This is a genomic window from Pseudomonas sp. FW305-70 (genome assembly GCF_058783925.1).
Genome location: NZ_JBYSYZ010000001.1, coordinates 232,855 through 249,032 on the forward strand (window position 1 = coordinate 232,855; position 16,178 = coordinate 249,032).

A 16,178-nucleotide genomic window follows, 5' to 3' on the forward strand; every position below is an offset into this window, starting at 1 on the left:
AAATCAAAAGATCGCAGCCTGCGGCAGCTCCTACAAATGGTACAGGCACAAAGAAGGGCGCCAAAGGCGCCCTTCTTTGTGCCCGGACTCAGTGTTGCAGAGCCGGTTTTTGTGCCCCGTTGATCGGGATGCGCTTGGCTTTCGCCTCTTCCGGAATCACCCGCAGCAGGTCGATGCTCAACAGACCGTTGCTCAGGCCGGCCGCCTTGATCTCGATGTGATCCGCCAGACGGAAGGACAGCTTGAACGCACGCTGGGCAATGCCCTGATACAGATAAGTGACGTCTTCGTTTGCGTCGCGTTTACCGCCACTGATGGTCAGCACACCCTTCTCGACTTCGAGCTCCAGGTCTTCTTCCTGGAAACCAGCCGCTGCGATGACAATACGGTACTGGTCGTCGCCATGTTTTTCCACGTTATAGGGTGGATAACTGCTGCCTGGTTCGTTGCGCAGGGCGGTCTCGAACAAGTCGTTGAAACGGTCGAAACCTACCGAGGACCGAAACAGTGGGGCCAGGGAAAATGTAGTAGCCATGATTCAAATCTCCTGAAAACAATCAGCAAGGTTTTTTGTCTCCGCGACCCGAATTCGGCATCGCGTAACCCTTAGATAGGGACCGCTGATTGCATTTCAAGAGCCTATTTTCTGCTTTTTTTTAAAACAGCCTCAGGCGGCTTCAGCCACCGGCAGCCCCAACAAACGCGAGACGTTATCCAGTTCGGTCTCACGACGCAGGACGGTGAACAGCTCTACCGCCTCGGGATAATTGCGGGTCAGCATCGCCAGCCATTGCTTCAGGCGACCCGGCGATTGGCGTGGCGTCATCTGCGCCTTGGCTTGCAGCCAGAAGTCCTGGATCAGCGGCAGCAGCTCGTTCCAGGTCATCTCCACGACCTCTTCACCGGCCCGGGCAGCGGCGATCTGCCTGGCCAGATCGGGGCGCGAGACCAGGCCGCGACCGAGCATGATGTCTTCCACGCCACTGATCTCGCGGCAACGCCGCCAGTCTTCGACGCTCCAGATATCACCATTGGCGAACACCGGCACCGTGACCACGTCCTGGACACGTGGAATCCACTCCCAGTGCGCCGGCGGCTTGTAGCCATCCACCTTGGTCCGCGCGTGCACCACGATGTGTTCCGCACCGCCTTCGGCCAGGGCCGTGGCACACACCAGCGAACCGTCCGGGCTGTCGAAGCCCAGGCGCATCTTGGCGGTGACCGGAATGTGCGCGGGGACGGCACGACGGACGTGCTCGACGATCTGGTTGAGCAGCTCGGGTTCCTTGAGCAGGACCGCACCACCACGGGATTTGTTGACGGTCTTGGCCGGGCAGCCGAAGTTCAGGTCAATCACTTCGGAACCCAGCTCGCAAGCCAGCGCGGCATTTTCCGCCAGGCACACCGGATCGGAACCGAGCAGTTGCACACGCAGCGGCACACCGGAGGCGGTCCGGGCACCGTTGAGCAGCTCCGGGCCGAACTTGTGGAAATAGGCAGGCGTCAGCAACTGGTCGTTGACCCGAATGAACTCGGTCACGCACCAGTCAATACCACCCACGCGGGTCAGTACATCGCGCAGGATGTCGTCGACCAACCCCTCCATGGGCGCCAAAGCAATTTGCATGAAAAACACACTCGAGGAAAAACGTGGGGCAGTTTACTGGGTTTCAGAGAAAATCTGCAGAACATCGCAAATCCAATGTGGGAGCGGGCTTGCTCGCGAAAGCGTCGTGTCAGCCAACATTTAATTTGCTGACACACTGCATTCGCGAGCAAGCCCGCTCCCACAGGGAATCAGGGTTGCACCAACTCCTGCGCCTGAATCGCCGGGCCATAGCCTTCGATGAACTCCGTCGGCATGCGCTTGGGCTTGCCGGTGGACAGCTCGATGCAGACGAACGTGGTTTGCGCACGCAGCAACGTTGCATTGTCGCTGGGGCGGATCAGCTGGAAGTGTCGGGTCATTTTCAGGCGCTGATCCCAATCGACGATCCAGGTCGCCAATTGCAGCTCATCGCCTTCGTAGGCCGCTGCCAGGTAATCGATCTCGTGGCGCACCACCGCCATCGCCCGGTCCAGCCGCCGGTATTCGACCAGATCCAGGCCAAGGCGTTGGGAGTGGCGCCAGGCGCAGCGCTCGAGCCAGGTCACGTAGACCGCGTTGTTCGCGTGTCCCAACCCGTCGATGTCCTCGGCGTCCACTTGCAGATCAATGATAAATGGCGTTTCCCGATCCCAGCCCATGCCCCACTCCCGGTCAGATGATTTCGACCGGCGCAGTGTAACGGAAGCTCAAGCGGATTGGCGTGATTGCAGACTGCGACCGGCCAGCAGTGATAACACGCCATCAATCACTCGGGGGTCGGCCAATACACGCTGATGACCACCCTCCTTCAAACGCAGCAAGCGACTGTCGAACCACGCTTCGTGGATCAATTGCGACTCGCTGACCGGGACGAAGTTGTCATCTTCGGCGTGAACGATCAGGCCGGGCATATCGAGTTGATAGTGCGCGACATCCAGCATTGCGGCACGCATGCCGACATCATTCTCCACCTGGCGAATGAACGCCGAGCGAGCCTTCGGTGGCAGCCCCACATAACGGGCGAAACCACGCAGCACGCCGAGAATCCGCGCCGGGGCGGCAATGCTCACCAGGGTTTCGGTGCGCAAACCCAACTGGACCGCGAGCATGGCACTGGCGCCGCCCATGGAGTGGCCGATGACCGCTTGCAGCGGGGGCAGTTCGGAGGCGGCTTCAAGCATGGCGCGAGCGAACAGCACCACATTCGCTTCGCTGCCCGGCGAGCGGCCGTGGGCCGGACCATCCAGGGCGACGACCGAGTAACCGGCATCGACCAGCGCGGTGATGAGGCTGGCAAACTGCGTCGGCCGACCTTCCCAACCGTGCATCAGCAGCACGGCCGGCCCCTGCCCCCAACGCAGCGCCGAAAGGCCAAACCGCAGGGTAATGCGCTCGGATCGCGCCAACAGCGGCAGCTCCCAGTCACGGGGCGGCAGGTCCCGCGGTGTCATGAAGGCCAATCGCATTTTGCTAGCGACCAGTTTCGGGGCAAACCAGCCCAAGGTGCCATTAACGCCACGAACCCACTTTAACGCGCTCATCGCATTCTCCTCAGGCCGCAGCCTTCAGGGTCAACGCACTGCCGATTTGGCGGCGCGCAGTAATCGATCTGATAACTCTCCCGGCCCCAGCGCCCGCGCCAGAGCCAACCCACCGACCATCAAGGCCAAATCAGCCAGGGCTTTTTCGGTTTCTTCAGGACTGGCCGCCAACTGCGCGACCATCAATTCCATATGTTCATTCAGGGCGACACGAAACGCTTCCGGCAGCCGCCCCAGTTCGCCGACCGATGCCGGGATCGGACAGGCCGATTCGGAGGAGTCACGGTGCTTGCGCGACAGATAGAACGCGGCCACCAGCGCGCGACGCTCTTCACCGGTCAACTCGGCGTCCATGTCGGCAATCAGGTCGCGGCGGTGACCGAGCAACTGCTTGAACGCCTCGAGCATCATCGCGTCCTTGCTTTCGAAGTGTGCGTAGAAGCCGCCGACCGTCAGGCCCGCCGCCCCCATCACTTCGCCCACGCTTGGCTCGGCCGGGCCACGCTGAATCAGCGCTGCGCTGGCAGCCTTGAGGATGCGTTCGCGGGTTTGAGCTTTTTTATCGTTCATCGTTGCCTCCGAATATTACGATTAAAATATTATTCTCATAATAAATTTTAGCAAGTCATGGGTGTGACCGCTGGTCTGAAGAACAGTTTTTTTGGAAATGGAGGAATTTGGCCAAACGCCAGACAAACAAAAGGGCCATTCAATAATTGAATGACCCTTATAAATCCCGCAGAGCGGGTAATCGTGGCGTCCCCTAGGGGACTCGAACCCCTGTTACCGCCGTGAAAGGGCGGTGTCCTAGGCCACTAGACGAAGGGGACACAAACCCTTCTATACAATTGATCAGTGCTGAGAGCTGATCGATTCAAGGCCGGTGTGGCCAGACCTTGAACTGTAAAATTGGTGGAGCTAAGCGGGATCGAACCGCTGACCTCCTGCATGCCATGCAGGCGCTCTCCCAGCTGAGCTATAGCCCCGGATTTTTCGCCTCGCGGCGGAGCGACATCTTGCAACATCGCTTCTGTAAAACTGGCGTCCCCTAGGGGACTCGAACCCCTGTTACCGCCGTGAAAGGGCGGTGTCCTAGGCCACTAGACGAAGGGGACGCAAACCCTTCCATACAACTGATCAACGCTGAGTGTTGATCGCTTCAAGACCGGTGTGGCCAGGCCTTGAAGTGTAAATTGGTGGAGCTAGACGGGATCGAACCGTCGACCTCTTGCATGCCATGCAAGCGCTCTCCCAGCTGAGCTATAGCCCCTCATCGTTGATGTCATCGCTGAGGACGGGGCGAATCTTAAGGGCGTATCGAAAGCCTGTCAAACTTATTTTTCAAAAAAATTAAAATTTTTTGTCGGCATAACAACCACTTACCGCCCTCCCCCCGGAAATTCGGGAGGTTTACACGCAACACAGACCTGTAGGAGCTGCCGAAGGCTGCGATCTTTTGACGTTGGCTTTTGGAAGCAAGATCAAAAGATCGCAGCCTGCGGCAGCTCCTACAGGGAATCAAAAGCGTTTAGGCGATAGCGCCCAACAGCTTTTCCCACTCTTTGTTTTCTTTCTTCGACACACCGCCCAGCAGGTCGATGGCCTGGCGCAGACGGAATCGGGTCAGGTCCGGTCCGAGGATTTCCATCGCATCGAGCACCGACACCGAACTGGCCTGGCCGGTGATCGCGGCAAACATCAGCGGCATGGCATCACGCAGCTTCAGCTCCAGGGATTCGACTACGGCCTGAATGGTCGAGGTGATGCTGTCCTTCTCCCACTGACGCAGGCTTTCGAGCTTCCACAGGATCAACTGCATCAACTGACGGACCTGATCACCCGACAGTTTCTTGGATTCGAACAGTTTGGCGTCCGGATTCACGCCACCGGCAAAGAAGAACCCGGCCAGCGGTGCCACCTGGCTGAAGGTTTCGACCCGGCCCTGCACGTGCGGTGCGATCTTCATCATGTATTCGGCGTTGAACGCCCACTTCTGCACGCGCGCGGCGAACTCTTCCACCGGCAGGTCACGCAGCCATTGGCCGTTGAGCCAGGACAGCTTCTCGATGTCGAAGATCGGCCCGCCAAGGGACACGCGCTTGAGATCGAAGTGGTCGACCATTTCCTGCAACGAGAACTTCTCGCGCTCGTCCGGCATCGACCAGCCCATGCGGCCCAGGTAATTGAGCATCGCTTCCGGCATGAAGCCCATGCGCTCGTAGAACGTCACCGAGGTCGGGTTCTTGCGCTTGGACAGCTTGCTCTTGTCCGGGTTACGCAGCAGCGGCATGTAGCACAGCTCCGGTTGTTCCCAGCCGAAGTACTCGTAAAGCAGGATCAGCTTCGGTGCCGATGGCAGCCACTCTTCGCCGCGCAATACATGGGTGATGCCCATCAGGTGATCGTCGACCACGTTGGCCAGGAAGTACGTCGGCAGGCCGTCGGTCTTCATCAGGACTTGCATGTCCATGCGGTCCCACGGGATCTCGACGTCGCCACGCAGCATGTCCGGCACCACGCAGACGCCTTCGCTCGGCACCTTCATGCGGATCACATGGGGTTCGCCAGCGGCCAGGCGACGGGCGACTTCTTCCTTGGACAGCAGCAGCGCGCGGCCGTCGTAACGCGGGGTTTCACCGCGAGCCATCTGCTCGGCGCGCATCTGGTCCAGCTCTTCGGCGGTGCAGAAGCACGGGAAGGCATGCCCCATGTCGACCAGTTGCTGGCAATACTTCTGATAAATATCGCCACGCTCGCTCTGCCGATACGGACCGTGCGGGCCGCCGACGTCCGGGCCTTCGCTCCAGTCGATCCCCAGCCAGCGCAAGGCGTCGAAAATCTGCTGCTCGGACTCACGGGTCGAACGCAATTGGTCGGTGTCTTCGATCCGCAGGATGAACTCACCGCCGTGCTGCTTGGCAAAGCAGTAGTTGAACAAGGCGATGTAGGCGGTACCTACGTGGGGATCCCCGGTAGGCGATGGCGCGATGCGAGTGCGGACGGTGGTCATGGCATGTCTCGAAAAGAAAAAAAGCGAAGTTCAAACTAGGCGCGAATGGTAACAGGCGACACCCGCCCGGCTCCAGCGAACAGGGCATTTAAGCCAAGGTTGCGTCTGTAACCTCCCTATGACGCGGTGAATGGCCGAATATCCACCGACGGCATTTACCACTTATCGGCTGTATGCCAGATTTGCCTGCTGATAACTTCCCTTACAATTTCTCGACTACAGTTTGCCTCATGCCTGCCCAACTCAAGCGTCGCCTCTTTATATTCCTGCTGATGGTCCTGTTGATTGCCGGGGGCCTGTTTGCCCAGTGGTTCTTCAAGGGGCGCTTTTATGAAAGTACCGACAACGCTTATGTCCAGGGCGAGATCACCCGCGTGTCGAGCCAGTTGGGCGCGCGCATCGACCAGGTGCTGGTGCAGGACAACCAGCATGTCGAGAAAGGCCAGTTGCTGATCAAACTCGAAGGCGACGACTTCCGTCTCGCTGTCGACCGCGCCAATGCCGCCCTGGCCACCCGCCAGGCCGAGCGCCTGCAAGCCCAGAGCAAGCTGACCCAGCAGGCCAGCCTGATTGCCGCCAGCGAAGCGCAAGTCGCGTCCAGCCAGGCCAGCCTGGACCGCTCGCAGATCGACCTGACCCGCGCCGAAACCTTGCGCAAACCCGGTTATGTGTCGGAAGAGCGGGTAACCACGCTCTCTGCCGAATCCCACATTGCCCGCTCGCAAGTGGCCAAGGCCCAGGCGGATGCGCAAAGTCAGCGCCAGCAGGTCAACGCGCTGACCGCCGAGATCAAACGCCTCGATGCACAGATCGCCAACGCAAAAACCGACCTGGCCCAGGCCGAACTGAACCTGACCCGCAGCGAAATCCATGCACCCATCAGCGGCCTGATCGGCCAGCGTGCCGCCCGCGAAGGCCAATACGTGCAGGCCGGCGCTTACCTGCTGTCGATCGTGCCTGACGAAGACATCTGGATTCAGGCCAACTTCAAGGAAACCCAGATCGGCCACATGCAACCCGGCCAGGAAGCCGAACTGACCTTCGACGCCTACAGCGACACGCCGATCAAAGCCCGTGTCGACAGCCTGTTCGCCGCCTCGGGCGCGCAGTTCAGCCTGCTGCCGCCGGACAATGCCACGGGCAACTTCACCAAGGTCGTGCAACGGATTCCGGTAAAACTGACCTTCGCCGCCGACAATCCGTTACGCGGCAAGATCCGTCCGGGCATGTCGGTGACCGCCAAGGTGAACATCAAGGATGCCCCTGAAGACGCCACCCCCAAAGTGAGCCACAAAGCCGCCCCTGACGATGGCCGGTGATCAACTGATCCGCCCGGTCGGCGAACCGACCCGGCGGGACTGGATCGCGGTGATGAGCGTGATGCTCGGCGCCTTCATGGCGGTGCTGGACATCCAGATCACCAATTCCTCGCTCAAGGATATCCAGGGCGCGCTGTCGGCGACCCTGGAGGAAGGCTCGTGGATTTCCACCTCCTACCTGGTGGCGGAGATCATCATGATCCCGCTCACCGCCTGGCTCGTGCAGTTGCTGTCGGCGCGACGCCTGGCGGTGTGGGTGTCCCTCGGATTTCTCGCGGCCTCCCTGCTCTGCTCCATGGCCTGGAGCCTGGAGAGCATGATCGTGTTTCGCGCCCTGCAGGGGTTTACCGGCGGTGCGCTGATTCCACTGGCGTTCACCCTGACCCTGATCAAGCTCCCGGAACACCACCGCGCCAAAGGCATGGCCATGTTCGCCATGACCGCCACGTTCGCGCCCTCCATCGGCCCGACCCTCGGCGGCTGGCTGACGGAGAACTGGGGCTGGGAGTACATCTTCTACATCAACATCCCGCCCGGCCTGATCATGATCGCCGGCCTGATGTACGGCCTGGAGAAGAAAGAAGCGCACTGGGAATTGCTGAAAAGCACCGACTACGCCGGCATTCTCACCCTCGGCGTCGGGCTCGGTTGCCTGCAGGTATTCCTGGAGGAAGGCCATCGCAAGGACTGGCTGGAATCCAGCCTGATCGTGACCCTGGGCAGCATCGCGCTGGTCAGCCTGATCACCTTTGTCATCGTGCAGTTTTCCAAACCCAATCCGCTGATCAACCTCGGCATCCTCGGCAACCGCAACTTCGGCTTGTCCAGCATTTCCAGCGTCGGGATGGGGGTCGGGTTGTACGGCTCGATCTACCTGCTGCCGCTGTACCTGGCGCAAATCCAGAACTACAACGCCCTGCAGATCGGTGAAGTGATCATGTGGATGGGTGTGCCGCAGCTGTTTCTGATCCCGCTGGTGCCCAAGCTGATGAAGTTCATCTCGCCCAAATGGCTGTGCACATTGGGCTTCGGGCTATTCGGGTTGGCGAGCTTCTCTTCGGGCGTGCTGAACCCGGACTTTGCCGGGCCGCAGTTCAATCAGATCCAGATCATCCGCGCCCTGGGCCAGCCGCTGATCATGGTCACCATCTCGCTGATCGCGACGTCCTACATCCTGCCCCAGGATGCAGGATCGGCATCGAGCCTGTTCAACATCCTGCGCAACCTCGGCGGGGCCATCGGCATCGCCCTGCTCGCCACGCTGCTGGATGCGCGGACCAAGGTCTATTTTGATTACCTGCGTGAGTCCATCGTGCCGAGTAACCCACAGGTCGCCGAGCGCATTGCCTCGCTGACCGACCGGCTGGGCAGTGAAACGGCGGCACTGGGCAAACTCAGCGAGATCGCGCATCAGCAGGCATCGATCATGGCCTACAACGATGCGTTTCATTTTGTCGGGATTGCGCTGGGGATCAGCATGCTGGCGGTGTTGCTGACCCGGAAATTGCCGGCGGGGTTGAAGGCTGGGGAAGCGCACTAGTTAAGTATTGTGGCGCAAAGACCGGCCCCTTCGCGAGCAAGCCCGCTCCCACATTGGACCGCGCCCGTCAGGACAACCCGATCAACGGTGGGAGCGGGCTTGCTCGCGAAGAGGCCCGCACACTCACCTGAATCTCAAACAGTGATCAACCGCTCCCGCAACTTGCCAATCTCGTCGCGCATCTGCGCCGCTGCTTCAAACTCCAGATCACGCGCCAATGCATACATCTTCTCTTCCAGGGCCTTGATACGCTTGGCGATCTCGCCCGGCGAGCGCAATTCGGCTTCGTACCTGGCGTTTTCCTCGGCGGCCTTGGCCATGCCTTTGCGCTTCTTGCTGCGCGAACCGGGCACGGTGGCGCCTTCCATGATGTCGGCAACGTCCTTGAACACGCCTTTGGGCGTGATGCCGTTGGCCAGGTTGAAGGCGATCTGCTTGTCGCGACGGCGCTCGGTTTCGCCGATCGCGCGCTCCATGGAACCGGTAATGCGGTCGGCATACAGAATCGCCCGACCATTGAGGTTACGCGCCGCGCGGCCGATGGTCTGGATCAGCGAGCGCTCGGAACGCAGGAAGCCTTCCTTGTCGGCATCGAGGATCGCCACCAGCGACACTTCCGGCATGTCCAGACCTTCACGCAACAGGTTGATCCCCACCAACACATCGAAGGTGCCGAGACGCAGGTCGCGGATGATTTCGACCCGTTCCACGGTGTCGATGTCCGAGTGCAGATAACGCACTCGCACGCCGTGATCCGCCAGATAGTCGGTCAAGTCTTCGGCCATGCGCTTGGTCAGCGTCGTGACCAGCACTCGCTCTTCCAGAGCGACACGCTTGGTGATTTCCGACAGCAAGTCGTCGACCTGGGTCAGTGCCGGGCGGATCTCGATTTGCGGGTCCACCAGCCCGGTCGGGCGCACCACCATGTCAATCACGCGCCCGGCGTGCTCGGCTTCATAATTGCCTGGCGTCGCCGAGACGAAAATCGTCTGCGGGCTGATGCTTTCCCATTCATCGAAACGCATCGGCCGGTTGTCCAGGGCCGAGGGCAGGCGGAAACCGTATTCGACCAGGGTTTCCTTGCGCGAGCGGTCGCCCTTGTACATGGCGCCCACCTGCGGAACGCTGACGTGGGATTCATCGATCACCAGCAAGGCATCGGCCGGCAGGTAATCGTAAAGGGTGGGTGGCGCCGCGCCGGCTTCGCGACCGGACAGGTAACGGGAGTAGTTTTCGATGCCGTTGCAGTAACCCAGTTCGAGGATCATCTCCAGATCGAAACGGGTGCGCTGCTCCAGGCGCTGGGCTTCCACCAGCTTGTTGTTGGAGCGCAGGTATTCCAGGCGCTCCTGTAACTCGACCTTGATGCCTTCGACCGCGCCCATCAGGGTTTCCCGGGGCGTGACGTAGTGGCTCTTCGGGTAGAAGGTGAAGCGCGGCAGCTTGCGGATCACTTCGCCGGTCAATGGATCGAAGGCCGACAGGCTTTCCACCTCATCGTCGAAGAGTTCGATGCGGATTGCTTCGAAATCCGATTCCGCCGGGTGGATATCGATCACATCGCCGCGCACACGGAAGGTCGCACGGGCGAATTCCATGTCGTTGCGGGTGTATTGCAGGTCGGCCAGGCGGCGCAGCAACTCACGCTGGTCGAGCTTGTCGCCGCGATCCACGTGCAACACCATCTTCAGATAGGTTTCCGGGCTGCCCAGGCCGTAGATGCACGACACCGTGGTGACGATGATCGCGTCCTTGCGCTCGAGCAATGCCTTGGTCGCCGACAGCCGCATCTGCTCGATGTGGTCGTTGATCGAGGCATCTTTCTCGATGAAGGTGTCCGAGGACGGCACGTAGGCTTCGGGTTGGTAGTAGTCGTAATAGGAAACGAAATACTCCACCGCGTTGTTCGGGAAGAACGCCTTGAACTCCCCGTACAACTGCGCCGCCAGGGTCTTGTTGGGCGCCAGCACCAGCGTCGGGCGCTGCACCTGGGCGATCACGTTGGCGATGCTGAAAGTCTTGCCCGAGCCGGTCACACCGAGCAGCGTCTGGTGCGCCAGCCCGGCCTCGATGCCCTCGACCATCAGGCGGATGGCTTCCGGCTGATCGCCGGCGGGCTCGAAACGGGTGACTAGCTGGAATTCAGACATGAAATACCTCTGGATCACTCTTGCCGGTCAAACCGGCACGAACGAGAAAGACCGCAAACGACCGATGTCGCCCGGAGAAAAAACTGGATTGTGCTCAATGTGGAGCCGATTGCCAGCGCTTTCAAGGCAAACGTCCTGTATCACGCAAAACCTTTGCCGAGACCATTCGACTGACGGTCGATAAATAATCGGAAAAACTTGCCTTAAAAGGTCAATCGCCTGTCGCCAGCCATCGCCGATGGCCTCTATACTAGCTCCCCGTTTGTGCACCGCTCTAGTGCATTCGGCTGGAGCGCGACACGTCCCTCCACTCTCCATTCAGAGCCGCCGCAATAATGAGCCTGTTCTCCGCTGTCGAAATGGCACCACGCGATCCAATCCTGGGCCTCAACGAAGCATTCAACGCCGATACCCGCACCAGCAAGGTCAACCTGGGGGTCGGTGTTTACTGCAACGAGGAGGGGCGAATTCCACTCCTGCGCGCCGTTGTCGAAGCCGAAACGATTCGCGCCGCTCAACACGTTTCCCGTGGCTACCTGCCAATCGACGGCATTGCCGCCTACGACCAGGCCGTGCAAAAGCTGCTGTTCGGCAATGATTCGCCACTGCTCGCCGCTGGCCGCGTCATCACCACCCAGGCCGTTGGCGGTACTGGCGCTCTGAAAATCGGTGCCGACTTCCTCAAGCAACTGCTGCCGAACGCTGTCGTGGCGATCAGCGACCCGAGCTGGGAAAACCACCGCGCGCTGTTCGAAACCGCCGGTTTCCCGGTGCAGAACTACCGCTACTACGATGCCGCGACCCACGACGTGAACCGTACCGGCATGCTGGAAGACCTGAACGCGCTGCCGAACGGCTCGATCATTGTGCTGCACGCCTGCTGCCACAACCCGACCGGCGTCGACCTGAGCCCGGCGGACTGGAAAAACGTCCTGGAAGTCGTTAAAGCCAAAGGCCACGTGCCGTTCCTCGACATGGCGTATCAAGGTTTCGGCGATGGCATCGACGAAGACGCCGCTGCCGTGCGCCTGTTTGCCGAGTCGGGCCTGACGTTCTTCGCTTCCAGCTCGTTCTCCAAATCGTTCTCGCTGTACGGCGAGCGCGTGGGTGCCCTGTCGATCGTCAGCGAATCGAAAGAAGAAAGCGCGCGCGTGCTGTCGCAAGTCAAACGCGTGATCCGTACCAACTACTCCAACCCGCCGACCCACGGTGCCAGCGTTGTCGCTGCCGTGCTGAACAGCCCGGAACTGCGCGCCCAGTGGGAAGCCGAACTGGCCGAAATGCGCCTGCGCATTCGTGGCATGCGTACCCAGATGGTCGACCTGCTGGCACAAAAAGCGCCTCAGCGCGATTTCAGCTTCGTCGGCCGTCAGTGCGGCATGTTCTCCTACTCCGGCTTGAGCGTTGAGCAAGTTCATCGCCTGCGCAACGAGTTCGGCATCTACGCCCTGGACACCGGCCGCATCTGCGTGGCCGCACTGAACCAGAGCAACATCGAGGTGGTGACGGACGCGATTGTCCAGGTCATCTGATTCAGCCTTGAATTGAAAAACGGGAAGCCTGTGGCTTCCCGTTTTTTATGGACCATCGATATTCCCCTAGACTGAATCAGATCAACGTGTGGGAGCGGGCTTGCTCGCGAAAGGGCCAGCAGCTCCAACACCGATGTCTCAGTCAGATCGCATTCGCGAGCAAGCCCGCTCCCACAGGTTTGCGTACACCTGAATGACCTATGAGAACCCACATGAAAAACGATGACCTGCGCGCCGACCGCGATGACCTGGATGACCTGGATCACTTCATCCCCCGCGCCCCGGCCAAACGCGGCAACAACCTGGTAATGCAAGTCGCTGCGGGTGTATTCCTCGGCGGCCTGGCCCTGTGGCTGGTGCAATTGGGTGCCACAGCGCTCTACGCCAAACTGATGGTTGCCACCATTACCTTCGGCGGTTAAGCCAGTTCGGTCGCACGCTGGCTGGCAGCGTCGTCGTAGGCGACATACAGCAATTCGGCGACCTGGCTCTTGATCGCCTTGGTGCTTTCCAGCCCCAGGACGAAACCTTCGGCCTTGCCACCCGCGCGGTTCAATGCTTCAGCGGTGCCGGCCTGAGTGATGGCGTCGAACAACTTTTCGGCATGGGGGCCGACCCCCTTGGGCAGGCTGATCTGAGAGATGCTCATGGGTGCACCCCGTGGTGTCGAGGTGTGAGGGTCAAATGATTCATGGCGCGTACCTTTTCGGCGAATGGCCGGCAGCGCGTGTCACCACTTCCGGGCGACCATGGTAGACCTCCGTGGCGATCCTGGTAACCGCCAATCGCCGCCAAACCACCGCCCGTCCCGATAATTTTCTCCAATTGTTGTTCTATGCTTGACTTCTCTTTTTGAATCAGTAAGATACGCGCCATTCCGCGATAGCTCAGTTGGTAGAGCAAGTGACTGTTAATCACTGGGTCCCTGGTTCGAGTCCAGGTCGTGGAGCCAGACAAGCAACATTGAAAAGCCCCTGAATCGAAAGATTCAGGGGCTTTTTTGTGGCCGATACAAATATCAAAAGATCGCAGCCTGCGGCAGCTCCTACAAAGGCTGCGATCTTTTGATCCATAAAAAAAGCCGATCTGTCCATTCAACAGATCGGCCCTTTACTTCAGTCGCCGCGAACGTCAGACATGCTCACTGCTTTTGACGTGCACCGCCCGTGGTTCTGCCCCACCGTGTTCCGATTCCAGCACCGGAATCTCCTTGCCGTCGCAATCGTGCAGCTTACCGTCGCTGAAGTAGTCCCCTTCGCGCAACGCCGCCAGATCCTGATAACGCAGCACCCGCTCGGTACCGGCCGCAAACACCGATTGCTGGTCGGAGTTACCGGCGGTGAGGTGGTTGAAGGTCAGGTTCAGCACGATGGCCATGATCGCCGACGAGCTGATGCCCGAATGGAAAATGGTCGCGAACCAGCTCGGGAATTGATCGTAGAAGCTCGGTGCAGCGATCGGGATCATGCCGAAGCCGATGGAGGTAGCAACGATGATCAGATTGACGTTGTTGCGGTAGTCGACCTTGGACAAGGTCCGAATGCCACTGGCCGCGACGGTGCCGAACAGTACGATGCCGGCGCCTCCCAGTACGGAAGTCGGCACGGCGGCGATGACCCGGCCCATGAAGGGCAGCAGGCCGAGGAGCACCAGGAACAAACCGCCAGTGGCCACCACGTAGCGGCTCTTGATGCCGGTGACCGCCACCAGCCCGACGTTCTGGGCAAAGGCGCTCTGGGTGAAGGACCCGAAGATCGGCGCGAACATGCTCGACAGCATGTCGGCGCGCAGGCCGTTGCCCAGGCGCTTGGAGTCAACCTTGGTGTCGATGATCTCACCGACCGCCAGAATGTCGGCCGAGGTTTCCACCAGCGTCACCATCACCACGATGCACATCGACAGGATCGCCGCGAAGTGGAAGGTCGGCATGCCGAAGTGGAAGGGTGTCGGGAAGCCGAACATCGGCCCCTGGGTCACGGACGAGAAATCCGCCATGCCGAGGAACACCGCGATCACCGTACCGACGACCATGGCCAGCAGGATCGACAGGCGGGAGATGGTCGCACTGCCGATTTTGCTCAGCAACAGCACCAGCACCAGCGTCACCGCCGCCAGACCGATATTCGCCATGCTGCCGAAATCCGGTGCGTGGCTGTTGCCGCCCATGGCCCAGCGCGCGGCTACCGGCATCAGCGTCAGGCCGATGGTGGTAATCACGATGCCGGTCACCAGCGGCGGGAAGAACTTGGTGATACGCGAGAACACCGGGGTTATCAGCAATCCGATCAGGGACGCCGCTATTACCGCCCCCAACACCGACTGGAACCCGCCCTCCCCGCCACTGCTGACAATCGCCACCATGGTCGCGACGCCAGAGAAGGATACGCCCTGCACCAGCGGCAACTGACAACCAAAAAACGGTAGACCCAGGGTTTGCAGCAGCGTTGCCAGCCCCCCCGCAAACAATGAAGCAGCAATCAACAAACCGATGTCCGCTGGCGAGAGCCCGGCCGCCTGGCCGATGATCAATGGCACCGCAACGATACCGCCATACATGGTCAGAACATGTTGCAGGCCATAAGCCATATTCGCGCCGATCCCTAGGTTTTCGTCCTCGGGCCGTTGGTGTGAAACATGGGGCGTTTTCATGGAGGGGGTTCCCTGGTTTTTGTTATGCGCACACTGTATGCAAGACACAGGACAAATGTCTATAGAGTTGTATACAACTTGTCGGTCACAAAATGGATACTTGTCCATTTCCGCCTGATAGCCCCCCTCCTGATCCCGCCAAAAACCTTGAAATACTTCCCTCGCTGCCTCCCCCCGAGTGCTGACTAGTCTTTCGAATTCCTGGCGACCATCGGTATGACTCGCCTCTTTCTTATACATATAAAGTATGCATAATGAAGCCATTCGACATTCAGTTCCACAAGGCAAAGAACGCAGCCAACAAACTCAAGCACCAAGGCATCAGCCTCGCAGAGACTGAACCGGTGTTCCATGACGAACGAGCGCTGACCATCGAGGACCACCACCACGACGAACAACGCTGGATCACCCTGGGGCTGGATGCCAAAGGCCGTTTGCTGGTCGTCGCGCACACCTACCGCGATCCGAATTTTGTTCGAATCATTTCCGCGCGCATCGCCACCAAAAGCGAGCGCCGTCAGTATCTGGAGACATGACCGATGAAAGACGAATACGACTTCAGTGACGCCAGGCGCGGGGCCGTGGCGCCCGCCAAAGGCAAGACCCGCATTACCATCATGCTCGATGACGCTGTTATCGAAGCCGCCCGGGCCCTGGCAGAACACGAGGGGTACGGCTACCAGACGGCGATCAACAATACGTTGCGCCGGGCCCTGCTCAACGAAGGCAAGACGGCAAAACTGAAACAAACCCTCACGCCTGCCGAACTCAAGGGCCTGGAGCAGAAACTGGCAGAGGCCTTGCGCGAAATCCAACGGGTGATGGCGCCGGGTGTCCGGCCCTGAAACG

General features: G+C 59.9%; 15 protein-coding genes and 5 tRNA genes. 7 read left to right on the forward strand and 13 right to left on the reverse strand.

Going from position 1 to position 16,178, the window contains the following annotated elements; all coding sequences use genetic code 11:
• Positions 1 to 88 precede the first annotated feature (88 nt).
• From AC3WN7_RS01100 to gltX, 10 genes are all read right to left on the reverse strand, one after another.
• The gene (locus AC3WN7_RS01100; protein WP_095965286.1) at positions 89 to 535 is read right to left on the reverse strand and encodes an Hsp20 family protein; all 447 of its coding nucleotides are present in this window, start codon (positions 533 to 535) and stop codon (positions 89 to 91) included.
• 132 nt (positions 536 to 667) lie between these two features.
• Complete coding sequence (locus tag AC3WN7_RS01105) at positions 668 to 1,627, reverse strand: tRNA dihydrouridine synthase (protein ID WP_095965285.1); 960 nt, start codon at positions 1,625 to 1,627, stop codon at positions 668 to 670.
• A 170-nt stretch (positions 1,628 to 1,797) separates the two neighbouring features.
• Positions 1,798 to 2,247: an acyl-CoA thioesterase gene (locus tag AC3WN7_RS01110; RefSeq protein WP_102675339.1), complete on the reverse strand. Its 450-nt coding sequence runs from the start codon at positions 2,245 to 2,247 to the stop codon at positions 1,798 to 1,800.
• Between the two features lie 48 nt (positions 2,248 to 2,295).
• Complete coding sequence (locus AC3WN7_RS01115; protein WP_102675338.1) at positions 2,296 to 3,129, reverse strand: alpha/beta fold hydrolase; 834 nt, start codon at positions 3,127 to 3,129, stop codon at positions 2,296 to 2,298.
• 30 nt (positions 3,130 to 3,159) lie between these two features.
• On the reverse strand, positions 3,160 to 3,699 hold the full coding sequence (locus AC3WN7_RS01120) for a TetR/AcrR family transcriptional regulator (protein ID WP_095965282.1): 540 nt from the start codon (positions 3,697 to 3,699) through the stop codon (positions 3,160 to 3,162).
• 184 nt (positions 3,700 to 3,883) lie between these two features.
• A tRNA-Glu gene (locus AC3WN7_RS01125) sits at positions 3,884 to 3,959 on the reverse strand.
• Between the two features lie 80 nt (positions 3,960 to 4,039).
• Positions 4,040 to 4,115, reverse strand: a tRNA-Ala gene (locus AC3WN7_RS01130).
• 53 nt (positions 4,116 to 4,168) lie between these two features.
• Positions 4,169 to 4,244: transfer RNA gene (locus AC3WN7_RS01135), tRNA-Glu, on the reverse strand.
• A gap of 79 nt (positions 4,245 to 4,323) precedes the next feature.
• Positions 4,324 to 4,399, reverse strand: a tRNA-Ala gene (locus tag AC3WN7_RS01140).
• Between the two features lie 258 nt (positions 4,400 to 4,657).
• A complete protein-coding gene (gene gltX / locus AC3WN7_RS01145) occupies positions 4,658 to 6,139 on the reverse strand; it encodes a glutamate--tRNA ligase (protein ID WP_095965281.1) in 1,482 nt (493 codons plus the stop codon).
• Positions 6,140 to 6,369: 230 nt separating this feature from the next.
• On the opposite strand from gltX, the gene AC3WN7_RS01150 reads away from it, so the two are divergent.
• Together AC3WN7_RS01150 and AC3WN7_RS01155 are read left to right on the forward strand one after the other, a co-directional pair.
• On the forward strand, positions 6,370 to 7,458 hold the full coding sequence (locus AC3WN7_RS01150) for an HlyD family secretion protein (RefSeq protein WP_102675337.1): 1,089 nt from the start codon (positions 6,370 to 6,372) through the stop codon (positions 7,456 to 7,458).
• Complete coding sequence (locus tag AC3WN7_RS01155; protein WP_102675336.1) at positions 7,448 to 8,998, forward strand: MDR family MFS transporter; 1,551 nt, start codon at positions 7,448 to 7,450, stop codon at positions 8,996 to 8,998. The genes AC3WN7_RS01150 and AC3WN7_RS01155 overlap by 11 nt, the downstream gene beginning before the upstream one ends.
• A gap of 134 nt (positions 8,999 to 9,132) precedes the next feature.
• On the opposite strand, the gene uvrB is transcribed toward AC3WN7_RS01155, so the two are convergent.
• Positions 9,133 to 11,148, reverse strand: coding sequence for an excinuclease ABC subunit UvrB (gene uvrB / locus AC3WN7_RS01160; RefSeq protein WP_007978666.1), 2,016 nt, complete (start codon positions 11,146 to 11,148; stop codon positions 9,133 to 9,135).
• Positions 11,149 to 11,483: 335 nt separating this feature from the next.
• Here uvrB and AC3WN7_RS01165 point away from each other — a divergent pair, with 335 nt between their 5' ends.
• Complete coding sequence (locus tag AC3WN7_RS01165; RefSeq protein ID WP_102675335.1) at positions 11,484 to 12,680, forward strand: amino acid aminotransferase; 1,197 nt, start codon at positions 11,484 to 11,486, stop codon at positions 12,678 to 12,680.
• A gap of 212 nt (positions 12,681 to 12,892) precedes the next feature.
• The gene (locus tag AC3WN7_RS01170; RefSeq protein WP_007986927.1) at positions 12,893 to 13,102 is read left to right on the forward strand and encodes a hypothetical protein; all 210 of its coding nucleotides are present in this window, start codon (positions 12,893 to 12,895) and stop codon (positions 13,100 to 13,102) included.
• On the opposite strand, the gene AC3WN7_RS01175 is transcribed toward AC3WN7_RS01170, so the two are convergent.
• Complete coding sequence (locus AC3WN7_RS01175) at positions 13,099 to 13,329, reverse strand: hypothetical protein (protein WP_102675334.1); 231 nt, start codon at positions 13,327 to 13,329, stop codon at positions 13,099 to 13,101. The genes AC3WN7_RS01170 and AC3WN7_RS01175 overlap by 4 nt on opposite strands.
• A gap of 227 nt (positions 13,330 to 13,556) precedes the next feature.
• Between AC3WN7_RS01175 and AC3WN7_RS01180 the strand changes: the two genes are divergently transcribed.
• A tRNA-Asn gene (locus AC3WN7_RS01180) sits at positions 13,557 to 13,632 on the forward strand.
• A gap of 179 nt (positions 13,633 to 13,811) precedes the next feature.
• On the opposite strand, the gene AC3WN7_RS01185 is transcribed toward AC3WN7_RS01180, so the two are convergent.
• A complete protein-coding gene (locus tag AC3WN7_RS01185) occupies positions 13,812 to 15,329 on the reverse strand; it encodes a nucleobase:cation symporter-2 family protein (RefSeq protein WP_095965275.1) in 1,518 nt (505 codons plus the stop codon).
• A 254-nt stretch (positions 15,330 to 15,583) separates the two neighbouring features.
• On the opposite strand from AC3WN7_RS01185, the gene AC3WN7_RS01190 reads away from it, so the two are divergent.
• The gene (locus AC3WN7_RS01190) at positions 15,584 to 15,865 is read left to right on the forward strand and encodes a BrnT family toxin (protein WP_102675333.1); all 282 of its coding nucleotides are present in this window, start codon (positions 15,584 to 15,586) and stop codon (positions 15,863 to 15,865) included.
• A gap of 3 nt (positions 15,866 to 15,868) precedes the next feature.
• Complete coding sequence (locus AC3WN7_RS01195) at positions 15,869 to 16,174, forward strand: BrnA antitoxin family protein (protein WP_007978654.1); 306 nt, start codon at positions 15,869 to 15,871, stop codon at positions 16,172 to 16,174.
• Positions 16,175 to 16,178 lie beyond the last annotated feature (4 nt).

Excerpts from the sequence above, each read along its gene's own strand:
- gltX (WP_095965281.1), bottom strand. The coding sequence starts at position 6,139 with ATGACCACCGTCCGCACTCGCATCGCGCCATCGCCTACCGGGGATCCC.
- AC3WN7_RS01165 (WP_102675335.1), top strand. The coding sequence starts at position 11,484 with ATGAGCCTGTTCTCCGCTGTCGAAATGGCACCACGCGATCCAATCCTG.
- AC3WN7_RS01185 (WP_095965275.1), bottom strand. The coding sequence starts at position 15,329 with ATGAAAACGCCCCATGTTTCACACCAACGGCCCGAGGACGAAAACCTA.
- AC3WN7_RS01195 (WP_007978654.1), top strand. The coding sequence starts at position 15,869 with ATGAAAGACGAATACGACTTCAGTGACGCCAGGCGCGGGGCCGTGGCG.
- AC3WN7_RS01105 (WP_095965285.1), bottom strand. The coding sequence starts at position 1,627 with ATGCAAATTGCTTTGGCGCCCATGGAGGGGTTGGTCGACGACATCCTG.
- AC3WN7_RS01175 (WP_102675334.1), bottom strand. The coding sequence starts at position 13,329 with ATGAGCATCTCTCAGATCAGCCTGCCCAAGGGGGTCGGCCCCCATGCC.
- AC3WN7_RS01155 (WP_102675336.1), top strand. The coding sequence starts at position 7,448 with ATGGCCGGTGATCAACTGATCCGCCCGGTCGGCGAACCGACCCGGCGG.
- AC3WN7_RS01150 (WP_102675337.1), top strand. The coding sequence starts at position 6,370 with ATGCCTGCCCAACTCAAGCGTCGCCTCTTTATATTCCTGCTGATGGTC.
- AC3WN7_RS01120 (WP_095965282.1), bottom strand. The coding sequence starts at position 3,699 with ATGAACGATAAAAAAGCTCAAACCCGCGAACGCATCCTCAAGGCTGCC.
- AC3WN7_RS01115 (WP_102675338.1), bottom strand. The coding sequence starts at position 3,129 with ATGAGCGCGTTAAAGTGGGTTCGTGGCGTTAATGGCACCTTGGGCTGG.
- AC3WN7_RS01100 (WP_095965286.1), bottom strand. The coding sequence starts at position 535 with ATGGCTACTACATTTTCCCTGGCCCCACTGTTTCGGTCCTCGGTAGGT.
- AC3WN7_RS01170 (WP_007986927.1), top strand. The coding sequence starts at position 12,893 with ATGAAAAACGATGACCTGCGCGCCGACCGCGATGACCTGGATGACCTG.
- AC3WN7_RS01110 (WP_102675339.1), bottom strand. The coding sequence starts at position 2,247 with ATGGGCTGGGATCGGGAAACGCCATTTATCATTGATCTGCAAGTGGAC.
- uvrB (WP_007978666.1), bottom strand. The coding sequence starts at position 11,148 with ATGTCTGAATTCCAGCTAGTCACCCGTTTCGAGCCCGCCGGCGATCAG.
- AC3WN7_RS01190 (WP_102675333.1), top strand. The coding sequence starts at position 15,584 with ATGAAGCCATTCGACATTCAGTTCCACAAGGCAAAGAACGCAGCCAAC.